Origin of the sequence: Shewanella seohaensis, assembly GCF_023283775.1 — a bacterium.
Lineage (GTDB): Bacteria > Pseudomonadota > Gammaproteobacteria > Enterobacterales > Shewanellaceae > Shewanella > Shewanella seohaensis.
This window is the reverse complement of record NZ_JAKILE010000012.1, coordinates 109,202-130,863: the sequence shown is the minus strand read 5'-3', so window position 1 is coordinate 130,863 and position 21,662 is coordinate 109,202. Positions and strand designations below refer to the sequence as shown.

Annotated in this window: 18 protein-coding genes; 13 read left to right on the top strand and 5 right to left on the bottom strand. The window is 48.7% G+C overall.

Annotated elements, in window-relative coordinates; all coding sequences use genetic code 11:
• The first annotated feature begins 202 nt into the window (after positions 1 to 202).
• The 4 genes from L2713_RS14705 (at position 203) to L2713_RS14690 (ending at position 4,998) form a co-directional block, all read left to right on the top strand.
• Positions 203 to 2,254, top strand: coding sequence for a dipeptidyl-peptidase 5 (locus tag L2713_RS14705; RefSeq protein WP_248968385.1), 2,052 nt, complete (start codon positions 203 to 205; stop codon positions 2,252 to 2,254).
• Between the two features lie 137 nt (positions 2,255 to 2,391).
• Entirely contained in the window at positions 2,392 to 2,850 is a 459-nt protein-coding gene (locus L2713_RS14700; protein ID WP_248968384.1) for a GNAT family N-acetyltransferase, read from the top strand.
• A gap of 55 nt (positions 2,851 to 2,905) precedes the next feature.
• Complete coding sequence (locus L2713_RS14695; RefSeq protein WP_248968383.1) at positions 2,906 to 3,841, top strand: M14 family metallopeptidase; 936 nt, start codon at positions 2,906 to 2,908, stop codon at positions 3,839 to 3,841.
• Positions 3,842 to 4,260: 419 nt separating this feature from the next.
• Positions 4,261 to 4,998 carry a hypothetical protein gene (locus L2713_RS14690; protein ID WP_248968382.1) on the top strand — a complete coding sequence of 246 codons (738 nt, stop codon included), beginning with the start codon at positions 4,261 to 4,263 and terminating at the stop codon, positions 4,996 to 4,998.
• 110 nt (positions 4,999 to 5,108) lie between these two features.
• On the opposite strand, the gene L2713_RS14685 is transcribed toward L2713_RS14690, so the two are convergent.
• Positions 5,109 to 6,485 (bottom strand): L-serine ammonia-lyase, encoded by a 1,377-nt coding sequence (locus tag L2713_RS14685; RefSeq protein ID WP_011717230.1) that lies wholly within the window; start codon positions 6,483 to 6,485, stop codon positions 5,109 to 5,111.
• Positions 6,486 to 6,869: 384 nt separating this feature from the next.
• Between L2713_RS14685 and nagZ the strand changes: the two genes are divergently transcribed.
• From nagZ to L2713_RS14670, 3 genes are all read left to right on the top strand, one after another.
• Positions 6,870 to 7,898, top strand: coding sequence for a beta-N-acetylhexosaminidase (gene nagZ / locus L2713_RS14680; protein ID WP_248968381.1), 1,029 nt, complete (start codon positions 6,870 to 6,872; stop codon positions 7,896 to 7,898).
• Between the two features lie 81 nt (positions 7,899 to 7,979).
• Positions 7,980 to 8,519 carry an alpha/beta hydrolase YcfP gene (gene ycfP, locus L2713_RS14675; protein ID WP_248968380.1) on the top strand — a complete coding sequence of 180 codons (540 nt, stop codon included), beginning with the start codon at positions 7,980 to 7,982 and terminating at the stop codon, positions 8,517 to 8,519.
• 597 nt (positions 8,520 to 9,116) lie between these two features.
• Positions 9,117 to 9,389: an acylphosphatase gene (locus L2713_RS14670; RefSeq protein ID WP_011622502.1), complete on the top strand. Its 273-nt coding sequence runs from the start codon at positions 9,117 to 9,119 to the stop codon at positions 9,387 to 9,389.
• A gap of 129 nt (positions 9,390 to 9,518) precedes the next feature.
• Here the strand turns inward: L2713_RS14670 and L2713_RS14665 are convergent, their stop codons facing one another.
• The 3 genes from L2713_RS14665 to L2713_RS14655 all read right to left on the bottom strand — a co-directional run bounded on the left by L2713_RS14665 (position 9,519) and on the right by L2713_RS14655 (position 14,736).
• The gene (locus L2713_RS14665; RefSeq protein ID WP_248968379.1) at positions 9,519 to 10,547 is read right to left on the bottom strand and encodes a peptidoglycan binding protein CsiV; all 1,029 of its coding nucleotides are present in this window, start codon (positions 10,545 to 10,547) and stop codon (positions 9,519 to 9,521) included.
• The gene (mfd, locus tag L2713_RS14660) at positions 10,547 to 14,029 is read right to left on the bottom strand and encodes a transcription-repair coupling factor (RefSeq protein WP_248968407.1); all 3,483 of its coding nucleotides are present in this window, start codon (positions 14,027 to 14,029) and stop codon (positions 10,547 to 10,549) included. Before mfd ends, L2713_RS14665 begins: the two co-directional genes overlap by 1 nt.
• Before the next feature lie 86 nt (positions 14,030 to 14,115).
• Entirely contained in the window at positions 14,116 to 14,736 is a 621-nt protein-coding gene (locus L2713_RS14655) for a hypothetical protein (RefSeq protein ID WP_248968378.1), read from the bottom strand.
• A gap of 94 nt (positions 14,737 to 14,830) precedes the next feature.
• Between L2713_RS14655 and L2713_RS14650 the strand changes: the two genes are divergently transcribed.
• From L2713_RS14650 to lolE, 3 genes are all read left to right on the top strand, one after another.
• Positions 14,831 to 16,063 (top strand): lipoprotein-releasing ABC transporter permease subunit, encoded by a 1,233-nt coding sequence (locus tag L2713_RS14650; protein WP_248968377.1) that lies wholly within the window; start codon positions 14,831 to 14,833, stop codon positions 16,061 to 16,063.
• Between the two features lie 97 nt (positions 16,064 to 16,160).
• Positions 16,161 to 16,856, top strand: coding sequence for a lipoprotein-releasing ABC transporter ATP-binding protein LolD (lolD, locus tag L2713_RS14645; RefSeq protein ID WP_220055783.1), 696 nt, complete (start codon positions 16,161 to 16,163; stop codon positions 16,854 to 16,856).
• On the top strand, positions 16,853 to 18,103 hold the full coding sequence (gene lolE, locus L2713_RS14640; protein WP_133181142.1) for a lipoprotein-releasing ABC transporter permease subunit LolE: 1,251 nt from the start codon (positions 16,853 to 16,855) through the stop codon (positions 18,101 to 18,103). The genes lolD and lolE overlap by 4 nt, the downstream gene beginning before the upstream one ends.
• A gap of 124 nt (positions 18,104 to 18,227) precedes the next feature.
• Here the strand turns inward: lolE and suhB are convergent, their stop codons facing one another.
• On the bottom strand, positions 18,228 to 19,031 hold the full coding sequence (suhB, locus tag L2713_RS14635) for an inositol-1-monophosphatase (protein ID WP_011622509.1): 804 nt from the start codon (positions 19,029 to 19,031) through the stop codon (positions 18,228 to 18,230).
• Positions 19,032 to 19,185: 154 nt separating this feature from the next.
• On the opposite strand from suhB, the gene trmJ reads away from it, so the two are divergent.
• The 3 genes from trmJ to iscR all read left to right on the top strand — a co-directional run bounded on the left by trmJ (position 19,186) and on the right by iscR (position 21,589).
• Entirely contained in the window at positions 19,186 to 19,911 is a 726-nt protein-coding gene (trmJ, locus tag L2713_RS14630) for a tRNA (cytosine(32)/uridine(32)-2'-O)-methyltransferase TrmJ (protein WP_011622510.1), read from the top strand.
• 45 nt (positions 19,912 to 19,956) lie between these two features.
• Positions 19,957 to 20,778 (top strand): serine O-acetyltransferase, encoded by an 822-nt coding sequence (cysE, locus tag L2713_RS14625; protein ID WP_011626050.1) that lies wholly within the window; start codon positions 19,957 to 19,959, stop codon positions 20,776 to 20,778.
• Positions 20,779 to 21,127: 349 nt separating this feature from the next.
• The gene (gene iscR, locus L2713_RS14620) at positions 21,128 to 21,589 is read left to right on the top strand and encodes a Fe-S cluster assembly transcriptional regulator IscR (RefSeq protein ID WP_006081858.1); all 462 of its coding nucleotides are present in this window, start codon (positions 21,128 to 21,130) and stop codon (positions 21,587 to 21,589) included.
• The last annotated feature ends 73 nt before the right edge of the window (positions 21,590 to 21,662 follow it).

The window sequence follows — 21,662 nt, the reverse complement described above, 5'->3', positions numbered from 1 at the left end:
GGCGAGTGGCACTCAATGACGCCATTCGATGTTGACTGACAATTTGTCACAAAAAAATACGCTCAAGTATGCCTTTTGGCTTGCTTGAGCGTTTTTGTTTCGTTAGTGTGGCAAACTTATCTTCACAAAGACGATTGATGATCGTTTTGACCGTTCATTCGGTACAACTACCGAATGTATTTAACAAAAGATGGATATAACAATGAAAATAGCTCCTCTCCTATTGGCGCTTGGCGCGGCTGGTTTGGCCTGTTCAGCCCACGCGGCCGATCCTAAGCCTTTTACTGTGCAACAGCTGGTTAAACTCAACAAATTGCATTCAGCCGCGGTGTCCCACGACGGCACAAAATTGGTCTACGGTCTGAAAACCGTTAATGACAAGGGAGAGGCGAGCTCAGATTTATATATTCTCGATTTGACGCAAGCGGACGCGAAACCGATGCAGATCACTTCTGCTGCGGGTACTGAGCACGATGTCAGCTTCGCAAACGATGACAAATCGATTTATTTCCTCGCCAGCCGCAGTGGTTCAAGCCAACTGTTCCAACTGCCATTAACGGGCGGTGAAGCGCAGCAAGTTTCTGATCTGCCATTGGATATTGATGGTTACAAACTCTCTAACGATGGTAAGCAAATCGTGCTCAGCATGCGCGTCTTCCCAGAGTGTAAAGACTTAGCGTGCTCAAAAGACAAATTTAAGGCTGAAGAAGATCGTAAATCGACGGGCCGTGAATACAAGCAGTTGATGGTACGTCACTGGGATACCTGGGAAGATCATGCCCGTAACCACTTATTTGTGGGTGCCCTTAACGGCGAGAAGCTGACTAAAGTGGTGGACATCACCCAAGGTTTAGACACAGAAACTCCACCTAAGCCATTCTCAGGCATGGAAGAAGTGACCTTCACTCCTGATGGCAAATATGTGGTGTACAGCGCCAAAGCGCCAAGCAAAGATCAAGCTTGGACGACAAACTACGATCTGTGGCAGGTGAGTGTGAACGGTGGCAAAGCCACTAACTTAACCGCCGATAACATCGCCTGGGACGCCCAGCCAACATTCTCAAGCGATGGTCGCTATATGGCGTACCTCGCGATGACTAAACCCGGCTTCGAAGCTGACCGTTACCGCATTATGCTGCGTGATACCAGCACTGGACAGTCGAAGGAAGTGGCACCACTGTGGGACAGAAGCCCAAGCTCGCTGATGTTTGCACCGGACAACCGTACTCTGTATGTGACGGCACAAGACATTGGTCAAGTCTCTATTTTCAAAGTGAATACTCAGTTTGGTGATGTGCAGTCTGTCTACAGCGACGGCAGCAATAGCCTGATTGCGATCGCCGACGATCAACTGATCTTCGACAGCAAAACCTTAGTTGAGCCGGGCGATCTGTACCGCATCAACACCGACGGTCAAGGTCTGAAACGTCTGACTGCAGTCAACAAAGACAAACTGGCCGAAATCAAATTCGGTGAATTCCAACAATTTAGCTTTAAGGGTTGGAACAACGAAGATGTTTACGGTTACTGGATCAAACCTGCTAACTACCAAGAAGGCAAAAAGTATCCGATTGCATACCTCGTCCACGGTGGTCCACAAGGTTCATTTGGTAACGCTTTCAGTGGTCGCTGGAACGCCCAGTTATGGGCAGGCGCGGGTTATGGTGTTGTGATGGTGGACTTCCACGGTTCAACCGGTTACGGCCAAGCCTTTACCGATTCTATCAGCCAAGATTGGGGCGGTAAGCCATTAGAAGACTTACAAAAAGGTCTGGCCGCGGTGAGCCAACAACAAAAATGGCTCGATCCACAAAATGCCTGTGCCTTGGGTGGCTCTTACGGCGGCTACATGATGAACTGGATCCAAGGCAACTGGAACGATGGCTTTAAGTGCCTCGTTAACCACGCGGGTCTGTTCGATATGCGCTCTATGTACTATGTGACCGAAGAAGTATGGTTCCCAGAGCATGAGTTTGGCGGCACTTACTCAGATAACAAAGCCTTATATGAGAAGTTCAACCCAGTAAACTATGTGGAAAACTGGAAGACGCCAATGCTGGTTATCCATGGCGAGAAGGACTTCCGCGTGCCTTATGGTCAAGGTTTAGCCTCATTTAGCTATATGCAACGCAAGGGAATTCCATCAGAGCTGCTGATTTTCCCTGATGAAAACCACTGGATCTTAAAGCCAGAAAACCTCGAACAATGGTACGCGAACGTGTTCCGTTGGATGGACAGCTGGACGAAAAAGTAACCGAGGATGATGGACTTAAATCCACTGGATATTAAGTCCCATTAACTTGTTGCCAAAGCCAGAACCCTGTTCTGGCTTTTTAATACTAGGAATGTGAATCTAAGTCAGTTAAACACTGGACTTATCAAGGAATGAAGATGCTGATCAGAGCCGCGACTACAACAGATATTGAGGCGATAAGCGAATTAATCACGCAGCTTACACGAGTTTATATCGCTCCCACGTGCACTTATGTGGGCGCAGAAACCTTAGTCAATGCCCAGTCGGTTGAGTCAGTGGCTCATTATTTTGCCTTAGGTTATCAATATCATGTTGCAATTAATGAGACTGGCGAACTTGTCGGTGTGGTGGGGATGAAGGATAACAGTCATCTTTATCATTTATTTGTGGCGGATATTGCCAAGGGGCAAGGCCTGTCGCGTCAGCTGTGGGAGCTTGCTAAAGCTGAGTGTCTTGCTAAGGGAAATCCAGGCACTTTTACCGTTAACTCGGCGGTGAATGCGCTGCCTATTTATCAGCACTTTGGCTTTGTTGCACAAGGTGATATTCGCGAGCGCGGTGGGATCCGCGATATTCCGATGCAACTCGTGCTTTGATGTCTAACGATCTTTAACCATAAGACCAAAACATAAAATCAGAAGAAGAGAACCTATGGCGAATGTGAGTTTTTACCCAATCGGGACTGTCGGTGAAAAATGGGGCGATGCCGAAAAGGCCGCATGGTTTGGTAACACGCAAATTAAGCGTTCATACCAAGACAATGTTGTCACGCCATTAAAGGCGATGGAGTCACAACTGGCCGAAATAGGGCTGAGTGTGGTGCAATATGGCGCCTTATCGATTGATTCTGCGCGTTATCCCTTGTTTGCGGTTAAATCTGCTACGTTCGATCCGAACAAGAAAACCGTCTTAGTCACAGGTGGCGTACACGGCTACGAAACCAGCGGCGTGCATGGCGCCTTGGCTTTTTTGGCTAACAACGTGGCTTACTATGCTGAGCGCGTAAACTTAGTGGTGGCAGTGTGTGTAAGCCCTTGGGGTTATGAGACCATTAATCGCTGGAACCCGAAAGCTATCGATCCAAACCGCTCGTTTTATGCCGATAGCCCGGCTGAAGAGTCGGCAGCATTGATGGCACTGGTGGCAAGTGTCCCACAAGGTTTTGATGTCCATGTGGATTTACATGAAACCACCGACTCGGATGAAGATGAATTTCGTCCAGCCTTGGCCGCGCGTGATGGCAAAGACTTTATCCCCGGCACCATTCCAGATGGTTTTTATGCCGTAGGCGATACCGAAAATCCACAGGATGCCTTCCAAAAGGCGATTATCGACGGGGTAAGCAAAGTTACCCACATCGCTCCCGCTGATGAAAAGGGCGAGATTATCGGCTCGACAGTGGTGCAACACGGGGTGATCAATTACCCATTGAAAGCACTAGGTTTATGCAGCAGTGTGACGGGTTGTATTTATAACACCACCACAGAAGTGTATCCCGACAGTCCATCGGCCACGCCCGCAGAGTGCAATCTAGCCCAAGTCGCAGCAATCACCAGTGCCATCGACTATGTGTTAGCGTTGAACTAGTGGAGTTTTTGATACTAAGCCTGAACAATCGTAACGCTTGCATGGCGTGAACAATTGATTTTGCTTAAGTTTCATCCATAAAAAAGCCCTCAAACGAGGGCTTTTCTATTGTCATATCCAACCGCTGTCGCACTGTACTAATGGTTACTTTAGTTGATACATTTTTACCGTATATGTACCACCATATCCATTTCTAAATCTGACAGATTCTTTTATTCGAGAATAGTTTATCCAATAACTTGTACACTGAGCGGATTACACATATCGCTTTGGATTTATCGTACCGCACAGATAATTCAAGGTGAGGATTGTTAAAATCATTCATCAACAGTAAGTTAGTGATACTTGATGGAGAGGTTTAAACGATTAATTGGCGTTAGTGGCGATTGCCAAACAGCGGTTCACATAAAGGAGTTGTGATGAGAAAGATAAAACAAGTGGCGTTACTGAGTATACTCTTGTTGGGAGGCTGCGCCTCCTACACTACGCCCGGTGGCAGTGTGGCTATTGGTAGTTTGGCGGAATCGGATATTAATGCGCTGATGTCAGTTCAAGCGGCTGCCACATTCCCCGCGCATATTGCTGTTGCACGTATTCAGGCGCCGGGTTATGCATCCTACCGTTTAAGCAGTTTTGGTACCGGGCGTTACAGTGTGGTGACAACCCGTGAAGTCGAAACAGAAGCCGATTTTACTCAGCTAGCCAAAATGTCGCAGGTGGCAGGGATTGCACCGTTAAACCGTATTTTATTGCCGGAGCAGTTAGACTCTATCAAATCACTGCGGGAAGCAGCGGCAAGGCTCAAGGCGGATATCTTACTGATTTATACCTTCGATACCTCTTTCCATGCGGGTGAGCAGCAATTTGCGCCGTTAAATGTGATTTCCCTTGGGCTGCTAAAGAATAAAGAAGTGAGTGTGACGACAACCGTATCGGCGGCTCTGTTTGATGTGCGCACCGAATATTTGTATGGATTAGCTGAGTCGACGGCTAAGGAGAGTCGCAACGCGTCGGTATGGAGCACCTCTGATGCAGTCGATGATTTGCGTAGGGTGACCGAAAAACAGGCGTTTGCGCAGCTTATTCCTGAAATTGAAAAAACATGGGCAGGAGTGATTGCCAAATATTCGAATTCATCAATGAAGGCGACGAACTAAACTTTGACTCGTTTTCTGATAAACAAATGCCGCGCTTAATCGTTTAGGTTTGAACGTTAAGCGCGGCATGACAGTATTAAATCGTTAAGTCGATTAACAGTTTGAGTGGATTAACACTCAACAATGTTCACTGCGAGGCCGCCTTTGGCGGTTTCTTTGTATTTACTGCGCATATCTTTACCTGTATCCATCATAGTTTTAATCACTTTATCCAGTGATACCTTGTGGTTACCGTCGCCGCGCAGCGCCATGCGTGATGCGTTAATGGCCTTGATTGCACCCATCGCATTACGTTCAATACAAGGAACTTGTACTAGGCCGCCTACGGGATCGCAGGTCAAGCCTAGGTTATGTTCCATGCCAATTTCGGCCGCGTTTTCAACATGTTCGACTGTGCCGCCCATGATCTCGGTCAATGCGCCCGCCGCCATTGAACAGGCTACACCAACTTCGCCCTGACAGCCGACTTCCGCGCCCGAAATCGAGGCATTTTTCTTGTACAAAATACCAATCGCAGCAGCGGTTAACAGGTAACGGGCGCAAACATCGATATCGACTTCTTGCACGAAGGTATCGTAGTAGCACAACACGGCAGGGATAATGCCCGCGGCGCCGTTTGTTGGTGCGGTGACAACGCGATCGCCGGCAGCGTTTTGCTCGTTCACCGAGAGGGCGAATAAATCGACCCAATCCATTGCGGTTAACGGATCGACGTTGTTACGGCCTTCGGCTTTGAGACGACGATAGAGTGCAGGTGCGCGGCGGCGCAGCTTTAAACCGCCAGGCAGAATACCTTCCTTCTGATAACCCCGTTCGATACAGGTTTTCATGGTTTGCCAGATATTCCACAGTTTTGCTTTGACTTCTTCTTCGCTGGCGAGGCTAAGCTCGTTGGCCATCATCAGGGAAGAAATGCTCAGGCCATGCTCAGTACATAAATCCAGTAATTGGGCACTGCTATTAAAATCGTAAGGTGCAGATTCAATTTGTGATGCTGGTGAGGCATTGCGTTGATGGATTTCATCTTCGTCTAAGATAAATCCGCCACCGACAGAGTAGTAAGTGCGCTCAAAAATACATTCGCCTTTGCTGTAGGCATACAGTGTCATGGCGTTGGCATGGGCAGGGAGCGTTTTACGTCTGTGGTAGGTAATGCCGTCTTCACGGGTAAACTTGACTACTTTGCCGCAGCTGAGGGTGAGGGTCTCGTTTTTAGAAACTTGCTCAAGAATGCCATCGATGCTGTCGGTGTCGACGGTTTCAGGATCTTCACCCATTAAGCCTAAAATAACGGCTTTACCCGTGCCGTGGCCTTTACCGGTTTGACCGAGTGAGCCAAACAGTTCTGCTCTTAATTCATCCACTTGGGCAATCTGGCCCGAATCAGCAAGGTGCTGCATAAAAATTTTGCCCGCTTTCATTGGGCCAACAGTGTGTGAACTCGAAGGGCCAATGCCGATCTTGAACATATCGAATACGCTAATCATGATTGAAGTCCTGTTGTGTCTCGATTTTTATTTTAGTCTGTGCGTGGAAGATCTTTGCAGTTACCGCGCCAATACGCTGGTTTTTATGTCGTAAACTCTGGCAAACTGCAGGCTTCAACCACACAAAATGTGCTTGTGTGATACGTTTAAGGTCAGTATCCCACAGTTTAGTATCAAGATTCACATTAGTTTTTTTGATTAGAAAGACTTCGGATAAGCTGAGCTTAATTAGCTTATGGTGAATGTCGAATTTATCGGCAACATAATTGCTTTGTGGCAAAGTCTGACGGCGAATGGCTCGCTTTTCGGGGATTTTTGTGAACCCAGTGGTCAGTATCGCTATGGTTATTTTTTGAGTATGAATAAGAATTTTTAGGGAGAAATATGAGTTATTTAATGTTGGATCTGCTGTCTTTAGACGTTAGCGAAGCTGAAGCCGAGATGCTGCGCCATCCGCAGGTGGGTGGTTTGATCCTGTTTTCCCGCAATTTTTCCAGCCGTGAGCAGTTAATTCGCTTAGTGCAACAGATCCGCCAAATTCGTCCCGAGATTTTGATTGCCGTTGACCATGAGGGCGGGCGAGTACAGCGTTTCCGTGAAGGCTTTACCCTGATCCCGGCCATGGGTGATATTTTGCCAGCGGCTAAGGGCGATTTGGTTCTCGCTAAACGTTGGGCCTGTGAATTAGGCTTTTTAATGGCTATCGAATTACTCGCCTGTGATATCGACTTAAGCTTTGCGCCCGTGCTCGATCTTAATGGCATTAGCCAAGTGATCGGCAAACGTAGTTTTAGTGCAAAGCCCGAGGAAGTGATTGCATTAGCGCAGAGTTTTATTGAGGGTATGGCCGAGGCGGGCATGGGCGCTGTGGGTAAACATTTCCCCGGTCATGGTAGTGTGGCGGCGGACTCCCATATCGCGCAACCTATCGATGAACGTGAAGCTGAGGCGATTTTTAATCAAGATATTTTGCCATTTAAGGATTTGATTGCTAAGGGTAAATTATCGGGCATTATGCCAGCCCATGTCATTTACCCTAAAGTTGACCCTACTCCTGCGGGCTTTTCAAGCTACTGGTTAAAACAGATCCTACGCAAAGAGCTGGGCTTTAACGGGGTAATTTTCTCCGACGATCTGGGGATGAAGGGCGCTTCCTTTGCAGGGGATTATTTAGGCCGCGCTCAAGCTGCATTGGATGCGGGTTGCGATATGATTTTGGTCTGTAACGATAATCCGGGCGTCATGTCACTGTTAAATGGCTTTGTGTGGCCCGCCGCGGCGCCACAATATCCGGCGAGTTTACTCAAACCCAATGCGGCGCAGACAGTTATCGCATTAGAAAATGCTAGCCGTTGGGAAAATGCCAAGCAGCTGGCTGAGCAAATCCAGCTCGCACAACAGGCAAAAGTTTGATGTAGCGCAAGGTTCTGCAAGGAATATTTGCTAGGGTTAGTAGCATGCGCCGTGTTTGGCAGATTGTTAAAAGGTCTCAATATGATTTTTTATCTTCATGGATTCGATGCAACTAGCCCTGGTAATCACGAAAAAATGCGTCAGTTGCAGTTTATTGACCCGGATGTGCGGCTTATCAGCTACAGCACTTTGCATCCCAAGCATGATATGCAGCATTTATTGAAACAAGTCGCCAAGCAAATGCAGTATTGCGACGATCCCGCACCCTTAATGGTCGGGGTCGGCCTAGGGGCGTATTGGGCAGAGCGAATTGGCTTTTTAAACGGATTAAAATCGGTGTTAATCAATCCCAATCTTCATCCCGAAGAGACGATGCAAGGGAAAATTGACCGCCCGGAAGAGTATGCCGATATCGCCAATAAGTGTGTCTCTGAATTCAGGTTGAAGAATACCCATAAAGCCATGTGTATTTTGTCTCGTGTGGATGAAGTGCTCGACAGTGAGTCTAGCGCCGAGGCGCTTAAGCCTTATTACACCATCGAATGGGATGAGACGCAGGCTCACAAGTTCCCGCAGTTAGCCGTCCATTTACCTAAGATAAAAGCCTTTAAGTTGGGTTAAATCGTTATTCGCTTATCTTTTCGTTAAAAAGGCTTATCGCGGAATATTCTGGCGATAAGCGCTTTGCCTATGTTCATGTTTTCCCCTTCAAGAAGCATGCTATTTTCAAGCTGTTGGTGTTTGGTTACCTCGTATGAGTGAACCCAAACCTCAGATGAAGTTATGCTATTATTTAGAATGCTAGACGGTATATGTAGTTGGTTTAGCTGGTTATTTCAGCAAAAAGCATTAAATAGACTTTGTTTGTATGGCTTTATCTATCATTTTGTTGAAATTAATCATGAATTGTGTAAAGTAGCCCCTCTTAATAGTTTGTTACAAAATGCTACAAACTTTTATGCCAATTTGTCCATTCATGGATAACCTTTTGCGTATGTCGCCCGACACAGCTAACAGCGGTCTCGTTAGCTGTTTTTTTATGCTTGCTTTTTTACTCTTAAATCCATTACTTAGCAAAACTCTCCCTCATCGCAGCTGAAAACTCGGCTATGCTTAGGCTGGAATCGTTTTTACGTGAGCGACGCAAAGACGCATGATAATAGCCGCATGATAACAACCGCATGCTAATAACAAGGCTCACCTTACAGGGGAGGCGCAATGAAACGGGTGCTTATTCAATTAACGGGAAAAGTGCAGGGCGTGGGCTGCAGACATGCGACCCTAACAAAGGCTCGCACGCTTGGTGTCACAGGTTATGTGACTAACTGCGCCGATGGCAGTGTTGAAATTCTTGCCCAGGGCAGTGATCCTGCGGTGGATAGTCTTATCGCCTGGTGTGAGGTCGGAGTGCCTTGCACCGATGGATTGAGGGTGACGGTCAATGAAGACCAAGGTGATGATATTTATTTGGATTTCTCGATAGTGCGCTAATCTTATTTTTACGCTTTTCGGCGCCACCTGAATGGCTGTTCACCTCTTAGGCAATAAAAAAACCTTAGGCAATAAAAAAGCGGTATGCATTACATGACCGCTTTTTTATTCGATTAGGGCTAATGGGTTTTAAGCGTTAGGTTGCGCCATCTTACGGATTTGGATCACCATGCCCATTTCGGGATGATCGAGATAATGGATCTCATCGCTTTTCACTCGACGATTTTGCTCCAACGGAATAGACATTAAGTAAGGCGTCATCACTTTAGCTGGGGCTACGGCAGTACTTGTTGCTGTGTTCATGCTCGCTTCATCGGCCGCCACTGGCATCAATTTGCGACCTTCTTTACGCAAATTAAGCGCGGTTTCGATGTACAGATAATGACTAAGATAAATATTGAGTGTGCCATCGAGTTGCCACACGGGAGAGGGCTGTAATGGCGCAGATGTTTCAGCCATCATGCCAGTCGTGCCGTTAGCGCCTTGCATAGCGCTTGCCATGGCTTGCTGCACAATTTGACGACCATCGAAGTGATAACTGGCGGAATAATCTTTACCTGCAAACAGGCGAATGGGCACTGAGCCACTCTTGCCCATCATAGGTTGTTGCCATGTCATATGCAGTAAGCTGCGGTTACCACGTTCTCTCGATAGGCTGTTGATGATACTCGCAAATTGGCCTTGGCTGCTGGCGAGTAATACTGGGCCACTTCCTTGAGACGCATAGGCTTGGCTACCACTGCCGATTTCCGATGGGATCACACTCGGGTAGCGATAGCTAGTCACCGCATTTGAGCTTGCAGTATTTGGGCCTGAAATGGCTAAAGTACCGCCGTTACTCATCTCGGGAGTGGCGTCCGTATTCGCGCCAGTGCTGGTGTTTTCAGCGCAATGGCTATTAGCATCGGCGTCATACACTAAGGTGCAGGGGGCGGATTCATTGCTCATGGAGACCACAGCTTGACCCACAACCGGTGAGATCAGATCGATAGCGCGGTTGGTTTTAGTCTCAATTGGCGCCATCGGCCATTGTTCAGTCGACTGACTTTGGCGTTCAAAAATATAGACTTCGACCTCGAACCAAGCTTCAGCACGGGCAAGTGAACTGTGTGAAAGTGCAATAAGTGTAGCGATAGAGACCGCGAGTTGACGTAACACTATTTATCTCCAAGACGATGTTGCGATAGTTGTTCGAGCAAGAGTTTGACCAAAGCGAGCCTATCTTTTGCCGTTTCGGCATTGAGGATGAACTTTAACTTATTCGGCCCATCCATTCGATAGATTTGTGGCTGACTTTGCAGTAATCCGATGATAAAGCCGGGATCAATCACATGATCATCACTAAATTCGATGCTGCCGCCCTTGGCATGTACCTCAATTTTAGTCGCGCCCAGCCGAGTTGCCTGATGTTTATATAAAGTCATTTCCATCAGGTTTTTGGTGGCCTCGGGCAGCAGACCGAAGCGGTCGATAAGCTCAACCTTGAGTTCATCTAAGGCTTCTTCACTGTCACAACTGGCGATGCGCTTATAGAGTGACAGACGAATATTCACATCACCGACATAGTCTTCCGGCAATAGCGCAGGAATTCTTAGCTCCATCTCGCATTGCTGATTGAGCATTTGCGCCAGCGATGGCTCTTTACCCTGTTTGAGCGCCTTGACCGCCGATTCCAACATTTCCATGTAGAGACTAAAGCCGATTTTAGAAATATGGCCGCTTTGCTCATCGCCCAATAGCTCACCCGCGCCGCGGATCTCTAAGTCTTGAGTTGCGAGCATAAAGCCTGCGCCTAAATCCTCGAGGGCATCGATGGCTTCGAGGCGTTTGCGGGCATCACTGGTCATGCGTTTAGGATGCGGCGTCATCAAATACGCATAGGCTTGATGGTGAGAGCGGCCGACACGGCCACGCAGCTGATGTAACTGGGCTAAACCAAAGGTGTCGGCGCGTTCGATAATAATCGTATTCGCACTCGGGACGTCGATACCGGTTTCGATAATAGTGGTACAGACTAACACGTTGAATCTTTGGTGATAAAAGTCCGACATCACCCGCTCAAGATCCCGCTCACGCATTTGACCATGGGCCACCACCACCCGCGCTTCGGGTAGCAGGGTACTAATATCTTGGGCGCATTTCTCAATGGTTTCGACATTGTTGTGCAAATAATACACTTGGCCACCACGGAGAATTTCACGCAGTATGGCCTCACGCACGGTGGCGGGATCGGATTCGCGCACAAAGGTCTTCACCGCCAAGCGCTTAGCGGGAGGAGTCGCAATAATCGATAAATCGCGCATCCCCGACATCGCCATGTTTAAGGTGCGGGGGATCGGAGTGGCGGTGAGGGTCAAAATATCCACGTTGGCACGTAGCGCCTTGATTTTCTCTTTTTGTCTTACGCCGAATCTGTGTTCTTCATCGATGATAAGCAGGCCTAAGTTTTCAAATTTTGCCTCGGATTGCAGCAGCTTATGGGTGCCAATGACGATATCGACTTTGCCTTCTTCGAGTAGTTTCAGCACTTGGGTCTGCTCTTTGGCGGTTCTAAAGCGGGACATCACCTCAATTACGACGGGCCAGTCGGCAAATCTGTCCTTAAAGTTTTCGTAGTGCTGCTGGGCGAGTAGCGTGGTGGGCACTAGCACAACTACCTGTTTACCCGCATTCACCGCCACAAAGGCGGCGCGCATCGCGACTTCAGTCTTACCAAAGCCCACGTCACCGCAGACGAGGCGGTCCATGGCGACGGGGGATTGCATATCGGCAAGTACGGCATGAATTGCGCTTTCCTGATCGACGGTTTCTTCAAAGGGGAAACCTTGGGCAAATTGCGCATACTCTTCATCGTTGATGTCGCAGCTTTCGCCGGGACGTGCTTGACGGCGAGCGTAGACATCGAGCAGCTCGGCAGCCACATCGCGGATTTTCTCAATCGCTTTGTTTTTTGCCTTGGCCCAAGTGTCGTTACCGAGTTTATTGAGGTGAGCCTCGCCATCGGCGCCGACGCTGTAGCGGCTGATCATGTGCAGGTTAGACACGGGCACATAGAGTTTATCGCCGCCCGAGTATTCCAGCTGTAGGTATTCGGCCACTAATCCGCCGGTATCTAAGGTGACTAAGCCTTGATACAGCGCCACACCGTGCTCTAAGTGCACAATTGGCTGGCCGACTTTGAGCTCGGCTAAGTTTTTGATCAGGGTATCGTTGCTGATCTGGCGTTGTTTTTCGCGCCGGCGCTGCTGGGAAATGCGATGACCAAAGAGTTCGGTTTCGCAGATGATGCTGACGGCGGTTTGCTTTCCTAGCCCGAGTAAACAACCACGGGAGAGGGGAGATACGATTAAACCCAGTTTGGCATCACTTTGAATAAACTCATCAAAATGGCCGAATAACGCCGGTTTTAACTGGATTTTACCTAAGAGCTCGAGCAAAGCTTCGCGGCGGCCTTCCGATTCGGCACTAAACAACATCCGCGGCGTACGCTCGGCGTAATCTTGCAGCGCAATCAGTGGCTGCTTTAACTTGTGATTAGCGCTTACCTCGGGCAACACACTGGCATCAATCTGTACTGCGCCAGCGACGGCATCGGGTTGCGGCGCAATAAACTGATAGCGAGGCAGCGGCTTAAAGGCGGCAAATAATTCTTCTATCAGTAAATACAGCTCTTTGGGTGCCAACAGCGGCCGCAATGGGTCGACTCGTCTGTCTTCATAACGGGTTTCCACCTCTTGCAAATGCGCACGGGCGGACTTTTCGATATCGCCTAGGGTAACTAACTGAGTGTCCTTCGGCAGATAATCGAACAGCGTCGCGACCTCATCGAAAAACAGTGGCAGATAGTTCTCAATGCCTGCGGGCATCAAATTGCGGCTCACCAGTTGATAAACTGATTCAGGCTCCTTGACTATGACCTCAAAGCGTCGGCGATAACGCTGCCTAAAACCTTCGATGGCGCTGCTGTCGGTAGGGAATTCCTTGGCGGGTAACAGGCGAACCGCATCGACTGGAGTGGATGAGCGTTGGGTTTCAGGATCGAAATGACGAATGGTCTCGACTTCATCATCGAACAGTTCGATACGCAGCGGCATATTCACGCCGGTGGGGAAGATATCAAGAATCGAGCCACGAATAGCAAACTCGCCATGTTCGTAAACCTGTTCGACCAAGTGATAACCCGTGTCGGTTAACTGTTGGCGCACATCATGGAGCTGATATTTATCGCCTTTTTTAAGCACAAACACATTGGAGCTTAAATAGGATTTTGGCGGTAGGCGCATCATCAGCGTTGTCACTGGCACTATCACTACGCTGTGCTCGGCTTGGGTGATTTGCGACAGGGTTTCTAAACGCTGGGAAATCAAATCCTGATGGGGCGAAAAACTGTCGTAGGGCAGAGTTTCACGGTCAGGGAACAGTCGCACCTTAATCGCACTTTTAGCCAACAAATAGTTGAGCTCTAACTCGATACTCAATGCCGTCGGCGTATCACTGGTCACAATCAGTGTTGTGCCCTTGTGTTGGCGAACTAGGCTGGCGAGGGTAACGGCTTGACCAACCCCGGCGAGACACGACAGGGTTTGCATTTGAGTTCCATTTTTGACAACGGGCGGTGTTAAGGCTGAAATTTGTGTCATTGGCGTGGGATAAACTGATTCATTCACAATAAGTTGCGTTCATTGTAGTGACTTGGGCGCTAGGGTGCCAGCAAAAACGCTAGCCTTTATTGGCGCTCGTCACGGGCCTGTTTACGCAGTTTAAGTTGTTTTTGTTGCACATTGAGGCTTGCTTTAACCAGTTGCTCGACATCCGCATCCAGTATTTGACTAAACTCGAGGTCAATGAGATAGGGCAATGCGGCGTTGGGGCTTTGTACTTGCAGCCCATCGGATGGGCCTTCCTGCGAAACTAAACAGGCCGTGACCTTGGCAAAGCATAAAATGGCGACCAATTCTTCGTGGATAAATAAGGTCACTTTATATTGGCGGCCAAGGGGGAGGGCCTCATTGCTCATTAGGCGAATTCCGCTACCACCAAACTGACAACCGCTAAACTTCTCACCTTCTTGCACTTCTTTTTCGAGCACATGCTGCAGGACTAAATCCACCTTGCGGGATTGGAGTTTGAGAAAGTCCACCACTACCTTGGCTTCGTTGTCTAAATGCCGCAGTTGCAGCAGGCAACTGGCCTCGAGGGCTTTGACTTCGCTCAGTAGCTGGATCCCTAAGGATTGCATTGATCTTAAAGCCATTTCACTGGGTAGTGGCTGGTTTTCGTCCCAAAGGCTTAAGTAAGCGGTGAAGGGGTGAGGCACACTAAAATACGGATTGGTGTCAGTGAACAAGGCTTGCCTCTTTATTTATAGGACCTAAACCCCTATTATCGTGCCCATCTTTATGATTTAGCAAGTTCAGCACACAGGACGCAGCCCTCTTTCAATGGATCTTCGATTTCCTCTCTACGTTGGTTACCGTTATTGGCGGGCCAGAAAAGCAAACGCCTTTGCTTCTTTTATTACCTTATTTGCCGTTTCGGGCATTTTTTTAGGGGTGGCGGCCTTAATCGTGGTCAGTTCGGTGATGAATGGCCTCGAAGGACAATTAAAACAGCGCATTTTAGGCGCCGTCCCCCAATTGACCGTGGTGACTGAAGCGCCCTTAAGCGATTGGACCATTCCTGCGGACAAACTTAAAGCCTTGCCGGGCGTGCAGGGCGTGACGCCTAGCGTGTCGACCCAAGCCATGGTGCAGTCGGCGGCGAATATCCGCGCCGTGCAAGTGTTTGGGGTGTTTCCAGAGCTTGCTGAAAAACTGTCTATGGTGGCACAGCATACCTATTCGGGCGCGTTTAACGAGCTAACCAGTGGCCAATATAAGGTCATTTTAGGCAGCGAGCTTGCGCGCCAATTAAAGGTGAGCCCAGGTGATACCGTGCGACTGTTGAGTGGCGATGGCGTAGTGTATTCGCCCCTCGGCCCAGTCCCGAGTCAACGTAAGTTTTTAGTGTCTGCCGTCTTTGAGATGGGCTCACAGGTGGATGCGGGCGTTGCCTATATTCATTATCAAGATGCCAAACGTTTAATGCGTCAACCCAGTGATGAAATCAATCAGTTAAGACTGTATTTGAGCGATCCTTTTATGGCGCCCACACTGGCTAAGGATGTAAAGCAGGTTCTTACTCAGCAGGGCATTGAGGCGACGACCAGTGATTGGCGTGACACTTATGGTCATCTGTTTAGTGCCGTGAAGATGGAAAAAAACATGATGTCGCTGATGCTGAGCCTGATTGTGGCCGTAGCGGCGTTTAATATAGTGTCAGCGCTGGTGATGATGGTGGTGGATAAAACCACTGACGTGGCGGTACTCAAAACCCAAGGCTTACGTACCTCGGCGGTAATGGGCATTTTTGTGGTGCAAGGTTTATTGAATGCGGTATTAGGTTTAGTACTGGGGCTGGTGGTCGGCATACTGCTCACCCTTAATTTGAATGGCATTATGGCGACCCTAGGGATTTCCATTTTAGGCACTGGGCAAGTGCTGCCGGTTAAATTAGAACTGGGACAATTGTCGATGATTATTGTCGGCACTTTAGTCGTGACCTTAGTGGCGACCCTTTACCCCGCATTGCGAGCGGCACGGGTGCAACCTGCCACGGCGCTGCGTTACGAATAGCTGCGATGTAACAAATTACAACGTCGCTCCCATGATGAGAGACGTGTTTGGACATGGGGTTTATCCATGTCATTTAGAATCAATAGCGAGAATCTCAATGCAAGACGTGTTACTGCAAGTGCAGGCGGTGAGTAAGAGTTATCACGATGGCGATGTGACCACTCAGGTGTTGTCTGAGGTGGATTTACAGGTATTTAAGGGCGAGCAACTGGCAATTGTCGGTACCTCTGGCTCGGGCAAGAGTACGCTGCTGCATATTATGGGCACCTTAGATAAACCCTCTGCTGGCAAAGTATTGTTAGCGGGTGAGGATTTATACCAGGTGAGCAGTGCCCGTCAGGCGCAGATCCGCAACCAAGACTTAGGTTTTATCTATCAGTTCCATCACCTTTTGCCTGAATTTAGTGCGCTGGAAAACGTGGCTATGCCAGCGTTTATTCAAGGTAGAGACCGCGCTCAGGCGCAGGCCGATGCCAAAATGTTGCTCGAAAGAGTAGGGCTTGGGCACAGAATGAGCCATATTCCCGCCGAGCTTTCGGGCGGCGAGCGTCAACGGGTGGCAATCGCCCGGGCGCTGATCAACAAACCCAAACTGGTACTGGCCGATGAACCGACCGGAAACCTCGATGCCAAGAGCGGCGAGGCGGTCTATGAGCTGATCCGCGAATTAGCCAATCAACTCGGAACGGCGTTTGTGGTGGTGACTCACGATCCTAAATTAGCAGCGCGGATGGACAGACAACTCACCATGAAGAATGGTTATCTGCAAGCTGTCGCGGAACACGCCCAATGAAAGGACCATTAGCCCTCTCCATCGGTTGGCGTTTTTATCGTGCGCGCCAATCCAATAGTTTTATTAGTTTTATCTCCTTTGCATCGACTGCGGGCATCGCGCTAGGGGTTGCGGTGCTGATTGTGGTGCTCTCAGCCATGAATGGTTTCGAGCGTGAGTTAGAGCAGCGCTTGTTAGGCGTGATCTCCCAAGCCGATGTGGTTGGCGTGAATGAGCCGATTGCCGACTGGCGCGCGGTTGAGCAAACCGCCATGCAGATTGAAGGCATTACGGCGGCGGCACCTTTTATTCGGATGCAAGGATTAGTGCAAAAGCCCGGTGGTTTTCAGGGGCTTGCCGTTGTGGGAATCGACCCTGAGCAAGAGGCAAAAGTCTCGACTCTCTCGCAATTTATGTCGAAAGAGACTTGGCAAGGCTTGAGCGAGGATGACAATCACATCGTCCTCGGCGAGAGTCTGCTGAAAAAGTTAGGCCTCGAAGTTGGCGATACCCTCGCTTTGTATGTGCAAGATCTTGATCCTGAACATGCCGGCAGTTTACGGGCGGCCAAGAGCCATCGTTTTGTGGTGTCGGGTGTGTACCGCTTAGGTGGCGAGCTTGAGTTAACCACGGCGTATATTCCGATGCGCTATGCGGCGAATATCCTGAATTTACATCAAGGTGTTACCGGGGTGCGGATCAGTGTGGCGCAGGTGTTTGATGCGCCAGCGAAAATTCGTGAGTTGGGTTATGCCTTAAATCAGTCCGTTTATATCAGTGATTGGACGCGTACTCAAGGTCATTTATATCAAGATATTCAATTGGTTCGCACCATTATGTATCTCGTTTTGGTGTTAGTGATTGGCGTGGCCTGTTTCAATATTGTCTCAACGCTAGTGATGGCGGTGCGAGATAAAGCCAGTGAAATCGCCATTCTGATGACCATGGGCTTAAGCCGTCTCTCAGTGATGGGGATTTTTATGGTGCAGGGCGCGTTAAATGGCCTTGTAGGTTGTGCCCTCGGCGGCGTGATCGGGATTGCGACCGCGATTAATCTTAGTGGTATCGCCCGTGGTATTGAGCAACTGCTCGGTATTCAACTCCTGTCTGCCGATGTGTATTTTGTGGATTTTCTGCCGTCAGAGCTGCATATGACGGATGCTGGTTTAGTGATTGCCACGGCGTTTGTTATGAGTCTTATCGCAACCCTGTATCCCGCGTGGAAGGCGAGCCAGATTGGCCCTGCTCAGGCATTGGCGGGTAGATAGAAAGTCTTTGAGCAGACATTAGCCAAAGCGCGGAATAGCTAAAACAGAATAACGAAAGCAGCAAACAAAAAGGCCAGTGAATTCACTGGCCTTTTTAATATGCGTTACGCTCGGAAGGGCGTGATTAACGCTTTAAACCTTCGTTCAGCAAGGGACGCATGGTTTTCACTAATTCTGTGGTCACTTTCGGTGAGCCTGCAACGATGTTGCCAGAGATCAGGTAGTTATGACCGCCAGTGAAATCGGTGACTGTGCCACCCGCTTCGCGGCAGATTAAGTCACCAGCGGCGATATCCCATGGCTTTAAACCGATTTCGAAGAAACCGTCTAAACGGCCAGCCGCCACATAGGCTAAATCTAATGCGGCAGAACCTGCACGGCGTAAGTCAGAACACTGACCGAACACTTCGCCAAAGATTGCCATGTAGCTTTCGGTGTGTTGACGGGCTTTGAATGGGAAACCTGTACCGATAATGGTTGGAGCCAGTTCAGTCACATTGGTTACGCGGATACGGAAATCGTTTAATTTGGCGCCTTTACCACGGATAGCGGTAAATAATTCTTCACGAACAGGATCGTACACAACGGCAACTTCAGTTTTGCCTTTGTGTTGAAGTGCGATAGAAACCGCGAAGTGGGGAATGCCTCTAACGAAGTTGTTAGTGCCATCCAGAGGATCGACTATCCATACATAGTCTTTATTCTCGCCACGGTTTTCGCCTTTTTCTTCACCCACGATTGTGTGATCAGGGTAAGATTTGCGAATTTGATAGGTAATGGCGGCTTCTGCTTCCTTATCTACACTGGTAACAAAATCGTTGACACCTTTAGCACTGACTTCAACTCGGTCAAGTTCAGTGTAGGCGCGCATAATAGTTTGGCCGGCCGCGCGAGCAGCGCGAACAGCAATCGTCAGCATCGGATGCATTGCAATCCCCTGGATGTTAAAGAACGTTAAAAATAGCGGGCGGCATTATACTCGATTTGAATGTTATATCAAATACCGATTTTCATATAAGCATTCACGCACGCCTGTGATAGTATTCGCTCCCTGTGTTTTGTGAATTAAATTAAGTCGTTTCATGCTAAGTAATATTCGTGTGATTTTAGTGGGGACATCGCACCCCGGCAATATTGGCTCGACCGCCAGAGCGATGAAGACCATGGGGTTATCGACCCTGTATCTTGCCGAACCAAGATGTGAAGTAGATGGTCAATCCATTGCCTTGGCGGCTGGTGCGTCTGACATCTTAAAGCATTTGGTGAAAGTGGATTCCTTAGAAGAAGCCATCGCCGATTGCAGTTTAGTGATTGCTACCAGTGCTCGCAGTCGTACCTTAGATTGGCCAATGCTCGATCCGCGTGAAGCGGGGCAAAAGCTGGTCACTGAGGGCTTATCAGGACCTGTCGCCATTGTCTTTGGCCGTGAAAATCATGGTTTGACCAATGAAGAATTGCAGCAATGTACATATCATGTGGCTATTCCTGCTAACCCTGAATACAGCTCATTGAATTTAGCGCAAGCGGTGCAGATCATTTGTTATGAAACGCGTGTCGCACACTTAGCGCAAACAGCGGCGCCGCAAGTGGAGGAAGAGTATCCGCTTTCTGCCGATCTTGAGCGTTTCTTTGTGCACTTAGAAAGCACCTTATCATCGACAGGTTTTATTATTAAAAACCACCCCGGCCAAGTGATGACTAAGCTACGTCGTCTGTTTAGCCGTGCACGTATCGAAAGCCAAGAGATGAATATTCTTCGAGGTATTCTAACCTCGATAGATAAAGTGGTGGGTAACAAACAAAAATAGCCAAAGCACATTTGGCATATAACGCTAATCGCGAAGGATTGAAGCATGGGTGTGATAGCTAGGCTAAAAGAAGACATTGAATCTATATATCACCGTGATCCCGCGGCGCGCAGCGCCTTTGAGATCTTGGTCAACTATCCTGGCATGCACGCCATTTGGCTGCATCGGATAAGCCATAAGTTATGGAAGCGTGATTGGCGCTTAATGGCCCGTTGTTTATCGACTTTTTCGCGCTGGCTGACGGGAGTGGAGATCCACCCGGGGGCCACCATTGGCGATCGTTTCTTTATCGACCATGGTATGGGCGTGGTGATCGGTGAAACTGCCGAGATTGGCGATGATTGTACTTTGTATCACGGTGTGACACTCGGCGGCACCACTTGGCAGGCAGGTAAACGCCATCCAACATTGGGCAATAACGTGGTTGTGGGCGCAGGGGCTAAGATTTTAGGTCCTATCACTATGCATGATGGGGCGCGTGTTGGCTCTAACTCTGTGGTGGTGAAAGATGTGCCTAAGGATACGACTGTGGTCGGGATCCCTGGGCGCGTAGTGGCCACACCTTCGCCACAATCGAAAGAGAAGTCTGAGCGTCGCAGTGCCATGGCCAAGAAATATGGCTTCGATGCGTATGCTGTGTCTCCTGACAATCCGGATCCCGTCGCGAACGCTATCGGTCAAATGCTGGACCATATGCATTTAATGGATTCAAAAGTGCAGGAATTGTGTCAAGCCATCCAACGCTTAGGTGGCGATGTATGTACCGAAAGATTGCCAGAGCTGAATGTGGGTGAGTTTAACGACGCCGAAAAAGCCGCCGCCGATAAGCGCCAGAGCGCGCTCGACGAGTTTGACCCCAGCATTTAACTGAGGCGTGTGGCGCAGTGGCGTGTAGATATAATCCACACGCTTTGCCACCGATGATTGCAGTTCAATTTCCACTGTGGTTGCACGGTTTTTAAGCAGAGTGGACCTAGGTGGCTAGCTTTCGTTCCAAGAGAGTGCGTTAGATCCCGATATGGGGGCGATTAGCACGATTAATTGCCCCTTTAGCATTGAATCTTAGGGCAGAAAAAGGTTAAATACCCCACCAAGATGAAAGGGTATTGGTTCACTGCACGCTTATATACTTGAGTGTTTTACTAGGTTTTATACTTGACTGAAATACTCGGGTATGTTGAAATAACCCCATACCTGTTTGGGAGCTATGGTAGTTATGAAACTTACATCTAAAGGTCGTTATGCAGTAACCGCAATGCTCGATGTGGCCATCCACTCGGCTTCGGGACCGGTTCCCTTAGCGGATATCTCTGAAAGACAAGGGATTTCGCTTTCCTATCTGGAACAACTCTTCGCAAAGTTACGTAAACATGGCCTAGTAGCCAGTGTCCGTGGTCCAGGTGGTGGTTATCGCTTAGGCCTCGAAGCTAATGATATTTCAGTTGGCATGGTTGTCCATGCTGTGGACGAGTCTGTCGACGCGACTCGTTGTCAAGGATTAGGCAATTGCCAGAGTGGAACTCGCTGCTTAACGCACTCGCTCTGGGGCGATTTAAGCAAACAAATTTCAGATTTTTTAGATGGTATCAGTCTTGCTGGCTTAATGCAGAAACGAGATGTGCAGTTTATCTCGCTTAAGCAAGACACTATGCAAAAGGAGCAAAGAGTCAGCTTATAGGCTTTTTGTTATACGATAAAAATTATTTTTGTACGTTGTATGTAGCCTCGGCAGAGACTGCTAAGTACGGAGT